The sequence below is a fragment of the Mycobacterium sp. TY814 genome (genome assembly GCF_030755175.1).
In the GTDB taxonomy this organism is placed as follows: Bacteria; Actinomycetota; Actinomycetes; order Mycobacteriales; family Mycobacteriaceae; genus Mycobacterium.
This window is the reverse complement of the sequence record NZ_JAUFRY010000004.1, coordinates 163,437-175,789: the sequence shown is the minus strand read 5'-3', so window position 1 is coordinate 175,789 and position 12,353 is coordinate 163,437. Positions and strand designations below refer to the sequence as shown.

Below are 12,353 nucleotides of genomic sequence, written 5' to 3'. Positions count from 1 at the left end.
GCAGCGATGGATATGAGCACCGTAGCGCCTTTTCCGAAAAATGAAACCACCAATTTTGGGGAGGTACCAGGCCGCCGAGCGGAGGCCGGTCAGGGCAACCCGTCGAGTCCCGTCTGCCCGAACACCGTGCCGCCGGCGCCACCGATGCCGGCCAATCCGGTGCTGCTTCCGGTGCCGCCATTGCCGCCGTTGCCGCCACCGCCGAACCACCCGGCAGCGCCGCCCGGCCCGCCTAGCCCTCCAATTGCTCCGAATGAGCTCCCAGCCGGGCCACCGGCGCCACCGCCGCCCCCGAAGCCCAACCACCTCCCTCCGGCCCCGCCGCGCCCGCCGTCACCGGATTGATCAAAGCTGCCATAGCCACCGGCCGCGCCGGCCCCGCCGCCGCCGATCAGTCCGGCGGCGCCGCCGGCGCCTCCAAAGCCGCCTTTCTGGGTGTAGGTGTTTCCGCCGGCCCCGCCGGCGCCGCCGTTGCCGAACAGTCGCGCGCCGGCGCCGCCGTCGCCACCTATGCCGCCGGGCTTGAATATCGCCCCGTGCGTCGATCCGCCAGCGCCGCCGATCCCGCCGTCGCCGAAAGCCAGCCCGGCGTTGCCGCCGGCTCCGCCGTTGCCACCGGCTTCGTTCTCACCGGGGCCGCCGAATCCGCCTCCACCACCCGAGCCGCCCAGGAGGCCGGCGTCGCCGCCCCGGCCGCCGACGCCGCCGGAACTGATTCCCATTCCGCCGTCGCCGCCGGCGCCACCGCCGGACAGGGGTCCTAGCAGTCCGCCGGTTCCGCCGGTGCCGCCGGTGCCGCCGATGCCGATTCCGGTGAGGCAGGTGCCGCCCACCCCACCTTGTCCGCCAGCGCCGAATAGTCCGCCGTTCCCACCGGTGCCTCCGGCGCCGCCGAGGCCGCCGACTCCGCCGAGGTTGTGTCCGCCGCCGCCCGCCCCGCCGATTCCACCGTTGCCGGAGATCCATCCGCCGGCGCCACCGGCGCCACCCGTACCTCCCGTGCCGGTGGGGGGTGCCGCGCCGCCCCCACCATTGCCTCCGGTGCCGAAGAGTCCTGCCGCTCCGCCGGCGCCGCCGCTGAGTCCGCTGCCGCTTTCGGCGGCGCCGCCGGCGCCGCCATCGCCGAGCAACCATCCGCCGGGAGTACCGTCGGCTCCGCTCCCCGCCGCACCAGGGGTGCCGTTGCCGATCAGCGGGCGCCCGGTCAGGGACTGAACGGGCGCGTTGATCGTTTGCAGTACCTGCTGCTGGGCGATGTGCAGCGGATTCTGACTGAGCGAGGCGTGGAAGCCGTCCAGACCCAGCACGGTCCCGCCGGTACCGCCGGTACCTGTGACCGTGCCGGTGCCGGCGTTGCCGCCATTGCCGATCAGGACAGCGTTGCCGCCGTTGCCGCCATTACCTCCGCCGGTAATGCCGCCCTCGCCGCCGGCCCCACCGGCACCGCCATTGCCGAACAGCAGGCCGCCTCGGCCGCCGTCGCCACCTGTGCCACCGACGCCCCCGTACCCCCACACGCCGCCACCGCCGAAGCCGCCGGCCCCTCCGCTGCCGCCGAATCCCAGCAGACCGCCGTTGCCGCCGGATCCGCCGGATCCGCCGCTGTCGAGATAGCCCGACCCGCCGCCTCCACCGGCCCCGCCGGTAGAGAACAACAGTCCGGCGTCACCGCCGGCGCCACCACGACCCCCGGTGCCGATGGCGTCACCTCCCAGGCCACCCGCGCCGCCGTGCCCGAACAACGCCCCCGCGGTGCCGCCCGTTCCGCCGCCGCCGCCGCCGCTGCCGTAACCGCCGGCCCCGCCGGCACCGCCGGACCCGCCGAAGAACCCGCCCTCGCCCCCGGCGCCCCCGGCGCCCCCGGTCGCACCGCTGTATCCCCCTGCGCCGCCGTTTCCGCCGCTGTTGCCGACCAGTCCGGAGAGCAGTCCGCCCGCTCCGCCGGCGCCACCGGTTCCACCGTTGTCGGCACCGCCCTGGCCGCCGGTGCCGCCAGCGCCGCCACCACCGAACAGCCCACCTGCTCCGCCGACCCCGCCATTGCCGCCATATCCGCCCGTGCCGGCCATTCCGCCGGCGCCACCGGCGCCGCCAGTGCCCCAGAGCCATCCGCCGGTACCGCCCGCCCCTCCGACACCGCCGGCGCCGCCTCCGGGCACCGGTGAATTCGCGCCCGCACCGCCGGCACCGCCGGCGCCGATGAGGCCGGCGGAACCGCCATTGCCACCGTTCTGATTGGCGCCGGTTACACCGGAGCCGCCGGCCCCGCCACTGCCGATCAGCCACCCGCCATCCCCGCCGTTGAGCCCGCTCCCCGGGGCGGCGTTCGCGCCGTTGCCGATCAGCGGCCGTCCGGTCGCCGCCTGGACCGGCGCGTTGAGGGCGTCCAGCACCGACTGCAACGGCGAGACGTTGGCGGCTTCCGCCCTGGCATACGTTGTCGCGCTGGCATCGAGGGTCTGCACGAACTGGTCGTGAAATGCCATCATTCGCGCACTCAGGCTCTGATAGGCCTGCCCGTGCCCGGAGAACAGCGCGGCCAGCGCTGCCGAGATCTCATCGGCGCCCGCGGCCAGCACCGAGGTCGTGGCCGACGCGGCTGCCGCATTTGCCGAGAGCAGCGTCGACCCGATACGCACCGCGTCGGTTGCTGCCGCTGCCACTGCCTCTGTGCTGGCCACTACGAATGACATCGCTGCTGCCCCTTGCTTAGCGCCGGTGATGCAGCTATCACCATCGCTCAACAAGGGTTTCCGCATCTTCGGCCAACAGGCGGGTCCGGAGGATGAAGTTTCCTCCTCCTGTTGGGGGAGGACCGGGCGACCTACTCGACGCGTCCGATGGCGTCCAACACCAGTCGCAGCACCCGCACCGCACCCGCCTTGTCCAACGGGTCGTTGCCGTTGCCGCACTTCGGCGACTGCACACACGAGGGGCACCCGCTCGGGCATTCGCACGCCTGAATGGCCGCGGCGGTGGCACCCAGCCAGGTGGCGGCGCGGTGGAAACCGCGTTCGGCGAATCCCGCACCACCCGGGTATCCGTCGTAGACGAAGACGGTCGGCAGACCGTCGGGACCGAGCGCGGTGGACAGTCCACCGATGTCGCCACGGTCGCAGCTGGCTACCAAGGGGAGCAGCCCGATAGCCGCATGCTCGGCGGCATGCAGCGACCCCGGTACGCGCAGCAACTCAATACCGTTGCGCTCCAATGCCTCCGGCTCGATGGTGTACATCACCGCCGTAGTCGGCAACGAATGCTCGGGCATGCTGAGTTCGACGAAGTCGATCACTTCACCATTGCCCCGCCGGCGCAGGTATCCGACCACCTGGTGGGTCACCGTCACCGGCACCAGGCCCAGCGTGACCGGTCCGAAGGCAGAACGCTCGCCCGGTCCGGTCACCGCGATGTCGGTGATCTCCCGCGCGAAAGTGGCATAGCCGGGGTCCTCGGCGTGGACGAAAGCGATGCCTTCTTCCAGGTCGAGAGAGTCGACGACGTAGCTCTCGCCCTGGTGCAGGTACACCGCGCCCGGATGAATGGAGGCCGGAGCCTGTCCGGTACCGGTGTTGCCGAGCAGGCGTCCGGTGTCGGATTCCACGATCACGATCTGACCGCCGATCGAGCCGCGGATGTCGACCGCCCCGTGGGGTTCCATACCGGGTGCCGGGAAGTACTTGCTGCCGCGGCGTTTCAGCAGTCCGTCGTCGACAAGTCCCTCAGTCACCTCCACGGCGTCCAGAGCTCGCACCTCGGCCTCGTCGAGCGGGAGTTCGGTTGCCGCGCAGAGCAGTTGCGGACCCAGGATGTAGGGATTGCGCGGATCGATGACGACGCGCTCGACCGGCTTGTCCAGCAACGCCGACGGGTGGTGCACGAGGTAGGTGTCCAACGGGTCGTCGCGGGCGATGAGCACCACCAGCGCGCCCTGACCGCGCCGCCCCGATCGGCCGGCCTGCTGCCAGAACGACGCGACCGTTCCGGGAAACCCGGCCAGCACCACCGCGTCCAGGCCCGCGATATCGACGCCGAGCTCGAGGGCGTTGGTGGTGGCCACACCCCGCAGCTGACCCTCGGCCAGCGCGTTCTCCAGTGCTTTGCGGTCCTCGGCAAGATATCCGGCGCGATAGGAGGCGACAGTCGGAACCAGTTGCGGCGCCAGCTCACCCAGTCGTGCCTGGGCACCCAGCGCCGTCAGCTCGGCGGCGCGGCGGGACCGCACGAAGGTCAAGGTCTGCGCGCCCTCGACAATCAGGTCGGCCATCACCCGGGATGCCTCGGCCCCCGCCGACCGTCGCACCGGGGCGCCGTTCTCGCCCACCAGGTCGGTCAACAGGGCCGGCTCCCACAAAGCGACGGTGCGCGCCCCTTGCGGCGAGCCGTCCTCGGTGACCTCCGTCACCGGCTGGCCGATCAGCTCGGTCGCCGTCAGTCCGGGGGAATCTGTCGTCGCGCTGGCGAATATCACGGTCGGGTACGACGAATAGCGCGCGCACAGCCGCAACAGGCGACGCAGCACCATCGCCACGTTGGAACCGAAAACCCCTCGGTAATAATGACATTCGTCGACAACCAGGAAGCGCAGTCCGCGCAGCAGCACGGCCCACCGGGCATGGTTGCGCAGGATCGACAGGTGGATCATGTCGGGATTGGAGAAGATCCACCGGGAGCGCTCACGGGCGAACCGCCGCACCTCGGTGGGGCTGTCTCCGTCGTAGGCCGTGGGCGCCACGTCGCCGAGCTCGGCGGCGGTGACCAGCGCCTGCGCCGCGCGCAGCTGGTCATGCCCCAGTGCCTTGGTGGGCGAGAGATAGAGCACCCGGGCCCGCGGATCGGCGGCCAGCGCGTTGAGCACCGGCAGCTGGTAGGCCAGCGACTTCCCCGAAGCGGTACCGGTGCTCACCACCACATGACGCCCGTCGTGCGCAAGGTCGGCGGCCTGCAACTGATGCGACCACGGCACCGTAATTCCCCGGCCGGTGAACGCCCGCACGACCTCGGGCCGGGCCCACGCCGGCCAACCCTGCGGCCGGCCGGGCCGGGGCGGCAGCTCGGCGGTGTGCCGCAGCGGATGCTCGTCGGGTGCGGTCCCGGCGAGCGCGGCGGCAAGCAGTTCACTGCCGAAACTCGCCATCAGATACCTTTCTCGGCCCCGTCGCGGCCGGGCGCGGCCCCCGGTGATGACGCTGACGTAAATTGACGCGCCATTCGGCGGTATGTCTGGGCCTAGAGACTGTCGCCGACGCGTTGAACATGGTTGACTGATTGCGGTCGCAGCTTCTGTGTTCGTGTAAAACTTTCGCAGGATCGACGTTGCGGTCGCGGTTCCTGCGAGGTTATCTGTCGGGTGAAGTTCCGGCGACTCTGCGAGGTATGGCGGTCGCGGCTGGCCCGGGGCATCGAAAGGCGGCGCCCCGCACCCAGAAAGAAAAGGAAAGATCGAGAGATGCCACAGGGAACTGTGAAGTGGTTCAACGCGGAGAAGGGCTTTGGTTTCATTGCCCCCGAAGATGGATCCGCGGATGTTTTTGTCCACTACACGGAGATCCAGGGGACGGGCTTCCGCACCCTCGAAGAAAACCAGAAGGTCGAGTTCGAGATCGGCCACAGCCCTAAGGGCCCCCAGGCCACCGGAGTCCGCTCGCTCTGATTCGAGCAGATTCCCAGACGGAACCCCCGGCGCAGTCCGGGGGTTTTCGTTTCTGGGACAGCGGAACCGGCCCGCCGCGCCGATACGGAGGAGCCGCGTGCCCACTCGCTCGCCTACTGTCTGTGGCGTGAGCCAGCTTTCCTTCTTCGCCGCGGAATCGGTCCCGCCCGCGGTCGAAGACTTGTGCGGGTTGCTGGCCGCACCCGGTCAGATAGTGACGGTAGGCGCCGGTGCCAGGCTGTCGGTGGTCGTCGACGAGCCCTGGCGTGCCGAGGCGCTGGCCGAGATGATCCGGGAGGCGGGTCTGGCCCCCGAGATCACCCGGACCGACGAGGACCACCCGTTGGTGCGGACGTCCGCGGACCCGTCGCTGCGCGGCATCGCGACCGAGTGGACCCGAGGGGCGGTGAAGACGGTTCCGCCGCGCTGGCTGCCCGGGCCGCGGGAGCTGCGGGCCTGGACGTTGGCGGCAGGCAGCCCAGAGGCTGACCGTTACCTGCTCGGGCTGGATCCGCACGCGCCGGACACCCATTCACCGCTGGCGTCGGCTCTGATGAGGGTCGGCATCGCACCCACTTTGATCGGTACCCGCGGTGCCCGCCCGGCACTGCGGATCAGCGGTCGCCGCAGACTATCGCGCCTGGTAGAGAACGTGGGAGAGGCCCCGCAGGGCCCGGATGCGGCAGCGCAGTGGCCACGCGTCTGACCGCTGTGTGCCACCCATGCCGGGGTGGGCCGGTTTGCGCGGGCCCGCCCAATGGTGCGAAATTGTCAGTTGCCCGCGGGGCAACGGCGTGGCGGCGTACCAAAGGTGGACCGGAAATCCGGAATATCGGGGAGCCGCCCTGTCATTGTTTCTGCGAGACGGTTCCGCCCAGGGACCGACACAGGAGATGGAGCGTAGGCGCAGTTGGTTGACCGGGCCCCCAAGAGGGCTAGCAGCAGCGGCCGAAACGGCAGCACCCGGCGACTCGTGATCGTGGAGTCGCCCACCAAGGCGCGCAAGCTGGCTGGATATCTGGGTTCCAATTACATCGTCGAGTCGTCCCGCGGTCACATCCGCGACCTGCCCCGGGCCGCCGCCGACGTGCCCGCGAAGTTCAAGTCCGAGCCGTGGGCGCGGCTGGGCGTGAACGTCGATGCCGACTTCGAGCCGCTCTACATCATCAGTCCGGAGAAGAAGAGCACCGTCACCGAGCTCAAAGGCCTGCTCAAGGACGTCGACGAGCTCTATCTGGCAACGGACGGTGACCGCGAAGGCGAGGCGATCGCCTGGCACCTGATGGAGACGCTCAAGCCGCGTGTCCCGGTCAAGCGGATGGTGTTCCACGAGATCACCGAACCGGCCATCCTGGAGGCGGCCGAAAACCCCCGCGACCTGGACATCGATCTGGTCGACGCGCAGGAAACCCGCCGCATCCTGGACCGGCTGTACGGGTACGAGGTCAGCCCCGTGCTGTGGAAGAAGGTCGCGCCCAAACTGTCGGCGGGCCGGGTCCAGTCGGTTGCCACCCGGATCATCGTGCAGCGCGAACGCGACCGGATGGCGTTCCGCAGCGCGTCCTACTGGGACATCCTGGCCAGGCTGGACGCGAGCGTGTCCGACCCGCAGGCCCAGCCGCCCACGTTCGCCGCACGTCTGACCAACGTCGACGGCCTGCGGGTCGCCACCGGCCGTGACTTCGACTCACTGGGCACCTTGCGCAAGGCCGACGAAGTGGTGGTGCTCGACGAGGCCGGTGCGACCGCGCTGGCCACCAGCCTGCAGGGCGCGCAGCTCAGCGTCGCTTCGGCCGACGAGAAGCCCTACACCCGTCGTCCGTACCCGCCTTTCATGACGTCGACGCTGCAGCAGGAGGCCGGCCGCAAGCTCCGGTTCTCCTCGGAGCGCACCATGAGCATCGCGCAGCGCCTGTACGAGAACGGCTACATCACCTATATGCGTACCGACTCGACGACCCTGTCGCAGTCGGCCATCACCGCCGCGCGCAACCAGGCGCGGCAGCTTTACGGCGAGGAGTACGTCTCGCCGTCGCCGCGGCAATACACCCGCAAGGTGAAGAACGCCCAGGAGGCGCACGAGGCCATCCGGCCCGCCGGAGAGACCTTCGCCACCCCGGACGCGGTGCGCCGCGAGCTCGACGGCGACGAATTCCGGCTCTACGAGCTGATCTGGCAACGCACGGTGGCGTCGCAGATGGCCGATGCGCGGGGCACCACGCTGAGCCTGCGCATCGAAGGCCGCGCCGGTGAGCAGCAGGTGGTGTTCTCGGCGTCCGGGCGCACGCTGACCTTCCCGGGCTTCCTCAAGGCCTACGTGGAAACCGTCGACGAACTGGCCGGCGGCGAGGCCGACGACGCCGAGCGCCGGCTGCCCAACCTGTCGCCGGGGCAGCGCCTGGCCGCCATCGAGCTGACGCCGGACGGCCACTCCACCAACCCGCCCGCGCGCTACACCGAGGCTTCGCTGGTCAAGGCGCTCGAGGAGCTGGGTATCGGCCGGCCGTCCACCTACTCGTCCATTATCAAGACCATCCAGGACCGCGGGTACGTGTACAAGAAGGGCAGCGCCCTGGTGCCGTCCTGGATCGCCTTCGCGGTGATCGGATTGCTGGAACAGCATTTCGGCCGCCTCGTCGACTACGACTTCACCGCGGCGATGGAGGACGAACTCGACGCGATCGCTTCCGGCAACGAGCGACGCACCAACTGGCTCAACAACTTCTACTTCGGCGGCGACCACGGGGTGCCCGACTCGGTGGCCCGCTCCGGTGGCCTGAAGAAGCTGGTGGGCGTCAATCTCGAAGGCATCGACGCGCGAGAAGTGAACTCCATCAAGGTGTTCGACGATGCCGAAGGCCGGCCTGTCTACGTCCGTGTCGGCAAGAACGGGCCGTATCTGGAGCGCACGGTGACCGGTGACGACGGTGAACCGACTCCGCAGCGGGCCAACCTGAACGACTCGCTGACCCCCGACGAGCTGACTCTCGAAGTGGCAGAAGAGCTTTTCGCCACTCCGCAGGAGGGACGCGTGCTCGGCGTCGACCCGCAGACGGGCCACGAGATCGTGGCCAAGGACGGCCGGTACGGGCCGTACGTGACCGAGGTCCTGCCGAAGCCCGAGGGTGACGACGGCGGCGCCGCCGCCGGCGCCAAGAAGGGCAAGAAGCCCACCGGACCGAAGCCGCGCACCGGTTCGCTGTTGCGCACCATGGACCTGCAGACGGTGACGCTCGAGGACGCGCTGAAGCTGCTGTCGCTGCCCCGGGTCGTCGGCGTGGACCCTGCCTCCGGTGAGGAGATCACCGCCCAGAACGGGCGTTATGGCCCATATCTCAAGCGCGGCACCGATTCTCGTTCGCTGGCGACCGAGGACCAGATGTTCACCATCACCCTCGACGAAGCGCTCAAGATCTACTCCGAGCCCAAACGTTCGGGGCGGCAAGCTGCTTCGGCGCCTCCGCTGCGTGAGCTGGGCAACGACCCTGCTTCGGGCAAGCCGATGGTGATCAAGGACGGCCGCTTCGGGCCGTACGTCACCGACGGAGAGACCAACGCGAGCCTGCGCAAGGGCGACGACGTCTTGTCGATCACCGATGAGCGCGCCGCCGAACTGCTGGCCGACCGCCGCGCCCGCGGGCCGGTCAAGCGGACCGCGAAGAAGACCGCCCGCAAAGCACCGGCCAAGAAGGCGCCGGCCAAGAAGGCCGTCAAGCGCAGCTAGCGGCCCGCGTCGCTGGAGACTTCCTCCGATTCACAGGCGCCCTCCGGCTCGGCCAGATTCAGCGGGCGTGCCAGCTGCGTGGGCGCGGCGCGGCCACGCAGAAAGACCACCTCACCCACGTCCCAGCACAGGGCCTCGGCGTCCAGGGCGCCGCTGACCGCGATCGCCGAGGCCAGCACATGCCCTTCCTCCAGCTTGGCCAGCTCGGTGAGCCGGGCGGCTTCGTTGACCGGGTCGCCGATGACGGTGTACTCGAAACGCGCCTGCGCCCCGATATGCCCCGCGATGGCGCGGCCCGCCGAGACGCCGATACCGAACTCGGCGGATCCCAGCACGGGAATGAGCTCGTCGTGCAGCTCGCGGGCGGCGGCCAGTGCGGCGCCGGCGCCGTCCGGATGCTCGATCGGCGCGCCGAAGATCGCCAGCGCAGCGTCGCCCTGGAACTTGTTGACGAACCCGCCGTGCCGGCCGACGGTGTCGACCACGACGCGGAAGAACTCGTTGAGCAGGTGGACCACCTCGACGGGCGGTCGCGACGCCGCCAGCTGAGTGGACCCCACCAGGTCCACGAACAACACCGCGACGTCGCGCTCCTGCCCGCCCAGCTCGGTGCCCCGCTCGAGGGCCCGCCGGGCCACGTCCTCGCCCACGTAACGGCCGAACAGGTCGCGCAGCCGCTGCCGTTCGGACAGGTCGCGCACCATGTCGTTGAAGCCGGACTGCAGCAGTCCCAGCTCGCTGGCGTCGTAGATCTGCATGTGCGCGTTGTAGTTGCCTCGCTGCACCTCCGACAGCGCCCAGCGGAGCTGACGCAGCGGGTCGGCGATCGACATCGACACCAGCAGTGTGCTGGCCGCTCCGATGCCCAGGGCCGCCAGCGCCAGCAGCAGGATGGGGTTGAACAGCTTCTCCGGCGAGGCGTGCAGCAGCGCGATCTTGTCCGAAACCACTGCCAGCACGATCGCCAGCAGTGGGACGGCCGTCGACAGCACCCAGGTCAGCATCAATCGCAGGATGACGCCGGGTGCCCGCACGCTCTCGGGTACGCCACTGCGCAGCGCGGCCACGGCGACGGGGCGCAGCACCCGTTCGGATTGCAGGTAGCCGATGATCGCGGTGGCGGTGGCGCCCAGCGCGGTGGCGACCACCACGACCGGCGCGGCCTGGCGTGCCACCGACCAGCTGGCCATGATGAACACCACGCTCCCGACCGCCCAGGACGCCGCGCTGGTCAACGTGCGGTAGAACGGCATCCGTAATGCCCGGGTGCGGGCCAGTTCGGTGGTCGACGGGTCGGCTTCGACCAGCAGGTTGTCGCGGCGTTGCCAGCGGAAAACCGGCACCAGCAATTTGAGGTTCCAGGCGAACCCCGCGAAGAACAGAAAAATCACCGAGCTGATGAAGATCGCGACGTTCAGCGTCGGCAGGTCGCCCAGCTCGATCCGGTCGTGCGGCGGCAGACCGTAACGCAGGAAGCCCAGAACGAACAAGCCCCCGATGATGTCGGCCTGCAACATGCTCAGCGAGAAAACCGGCCATGGAGTGCGCACCACCCACTTGGCGAATGCACTGATCCGCCGCGGGAGTGTTGTTGCCATGGTCACGCACCCACCGTATCGGTCAGCGGGGACTCGCCGGAAACTAAAAGTGTCCCCGGCAGGTCGTGCGACGTGGGCAAAAGTTGCCGAAAGATCACGGATTTATCGCAAAACGGATGCTGATCGGTCTCCGTCGGGGGTCCTCACTACTGTTGCCGATGATGACCGGGGTGTTTACACGGCTGGTAGGCCAGCAGGCGGTGGAAGCGGAACTGCTCGCCGCCGCCCGGTCCGCACGCGGTGCCGCCGAGGGTGATCAGAGTCACGCAGGCGCCGGCCTGGGAACTATGACACATGCATGGCTGATAACCGGTCCGCCGGGTTCCGGCCGTTCGGTGGCCGCTCTGTGCTTCGCGGCGGCGCTGCAATGCACGTCAGAAGGCGAGCCGGGGTGCGGGACGTGCCGCGCCTGTTCGACGACGATGGCGGGCACCCACGCCGACGTCAGGCGGGTCATCCCCGAAGGCCTGTCGATCGGTGTGGACGAGATGCGGGGCATCGTGCAGGTCGCGTCCCGGCGCCCCACCACCGGTCGCCACCAGATCGTGGTGATCGAGGACGCCGACCGGTTGACCGAAGGCGCCGCCAACGCCCTGCTGAAGGTCGTCGAGGAGCCGCCTCCGTCGACGGTTTTCCTGCTGTGCGCCCCGTCGGTGGATCCCGAGGACATCGCCGTCACCCTGCGCTCCCGGTGCCGGCACGTGGCGCTGGTGACACCGCCCACCGAGGCCATCGCGCAGGTGCTGATCGACGGCGACGGACTGGACGCCGGCACCGCCGGCTGGGCGGCGTCCGTCAGCGGCGGGCACGTCGGCCGGGCGCGCCGGCTGGCCACTGACCCGGAGGCCAGGCAGCGACGCGAGCAGGCACTGGAGCTGGTTCGTGACGCCGCGCGGCCGGCGCGCGCGTACACCGCGGCCGAGGAACTGGTCGCCGCGGCCGAAGCCGAGGCGGTGGCGCTCACTGCCGGGCGGGCCGAGGCCGAGACGGAAGAACTGCGCACCGCGCTGGGAGCGGGCGGCACCGGCAAAGGTGCGGCCGGGGCGATGCGCGGCGCCGCAGGAGCGATCAAGGATCTGGAGCGACGGCAGAAATCCCGGCAGACCAGGGCCTCGCGTGACGCACTGGACCGGGCGTTGATCGACCTGGCCACCTACTTCCGGGATGCGCTGGTGGTCTCCGCGAACGCCGGCCAGGTTCGGGCGAACCATCCTGACATGGCCGAGCGGGTGGCGTCGCTGGCCGGGCACGCCACCCCCGAGCGGCTGCTGCGCTGCATCGAAGCCGTGCTGGAATGCCGTGAAGCCTTGGCGATCAACGTCAAGCCCAAGTTCGCCGTCGACGCCATGGTCGCAACCATCGGCCAGCAACTGCGTTAGAC

Annotated in this window: 7 protein-coding genes; 4 read left to right on the top strand and 3 right to left on the bottom strand. The window is 69.9% G+C overall.

The genetic code is table 11. From position 1 onward, the window contains the following. Positions 1–89: 89 nt before the first annotated feature. Together QXH22_RS25990 and QXH22_RS25985 are read right to left on the bottom strand one after the other, a co-directional pair. Positions 90–2,693, bottom strand: coding sequence for a PE family protein (locus QXH22_RS25990; RefSeq protein WP_306277436.1), 2,604 nt, complete (start codon positions 2,691–2,693; stop codon positions 90–92). Between the two features lie 131 nt (positions 2,694–2,824). After that, positions 2,825–5,134, bottom strand: a complete 2,310-nt coding sequence (locus QXH22_RS25985) for a DEAD/DEAH box helicase (RefSeq protein WP_306277435.1) — start codon at positions 5,132–5,134, stop codon at positions 2,825–2,827. A gap of 312 nt (positions 5,135–5,446) precedes the next feature. On the opposite strand from QXH22_RS25985, the gene cspA reads away from it, so the two are divergent. The 3 genes from cspA to topA all read left to right on the top strand — a co-directional run bounded on the left by cspA (position 5,447) and on the right by topA (position 9,374). After that, on the top strand, positions 5,447–5,650 hold the full coding sequence (gene cspA / locus QXH22_RS25980) for a cold shock protein CspA (protein WP_003419650.1): 204 nt from the start codon (positions 5,447–5,449) through the stop codon (positions 5,648–5,650). A gap of 127 nt (positions 5,651–5,777) precedes the next feature. Beyond that, positions 5,778–6,356, top strand: a complete 579-nt coding sequence (locus QXH22_RS25975) for a hypothetical protein (protein ID WP_306247176.1) — start codon at positions 5,778–5,780, stop codon at positions 6,354–6,356. Positions 6,357–6,560: 204 nt separating this feature from the next. Next, the gene (gene topA / locus QXH22_RS25970) at positions 6,561–9,374 is read left to right on the top strand and encodes a type I DNA topoisomerase (RefSeq protein WP_306277434.1); all 2,814 of its coding nucleotides are present in this window, start codon (positions 6,561–6,563) and stop codon (positions 9,372–9,374) included. On the opposite strand, the gene QXH22_RS25965 is transcribed toward topA, so the two are convergent. Continuing rightward, complete coding sequence (locus QXH22_RS25965) at positions 9,371–10,972, bottom strand: adenylate/guanylate cyclase domain-containing protein (protein ID WP_306247180.1); 1,602 nt, start codon at positions 10,970–10,972, stop codon at positions 9,371–9,373. The two genes, topA and QXH22_RS25965, sit on opposite strands and share 4 nt — an antisense overlap. Positions 10,973–11,133: 161 nt before the next feature. Here QXH22_RS25965 and QXH22_RS25960 point away from each other — a divergent pair, with 161 nt between their 5' ends. After that, positions 11,134–12,351 (top strand): DNA polymerase III subunit delta', encoded by a 1,218-nt coding sequence (locus QXH22_RS25960; RefSeq protein ID WP_306277433.1) that lies wholly within the window; start codon positions 11,134–11,136, stop codon positions 12,349–12,351. Positions 12,352–12,353: the final 2 nt, after the last annotated feature.

Coding starts and splice junctions, on each gene's coding strand:
- QXH22_RS25960 (WP_306277433.1), top strand. CDS start 11,134: ATGACCGGGGTGTTTACACGGCTGGTAGGCCAGCAGGCGGTGGAAGCG.
- QXH22_RS25985 (WP_306277435.1), bottom strand. CDS start 5,134: ATGGCGAGTTTCGGCAGTGAACTGCTTGCCGCCGCGCTCGCCGGGACC.
- cspA (WP_003419650.1), top strand. CDS start 5,447: ATGCCACAGGGAACTGTGAAGTGGTTCAACGCGGAGAAGGGCTTTGGT.
- QXH22_RS25990 (WP_306277436.1), bottom strand. CDS start 2,693: ATGTCATTCGTAGTGGCCAGCACAGAGGCAGTGGCAGCGGCAGCAACC.
- QXH22_RS25965 (WP_306247180.1), bottom strand. CDS start 10,972: ATGGCAACAACACTCCCGCGGCGGATCAGTGCATTCGCCAAGTGGGTG.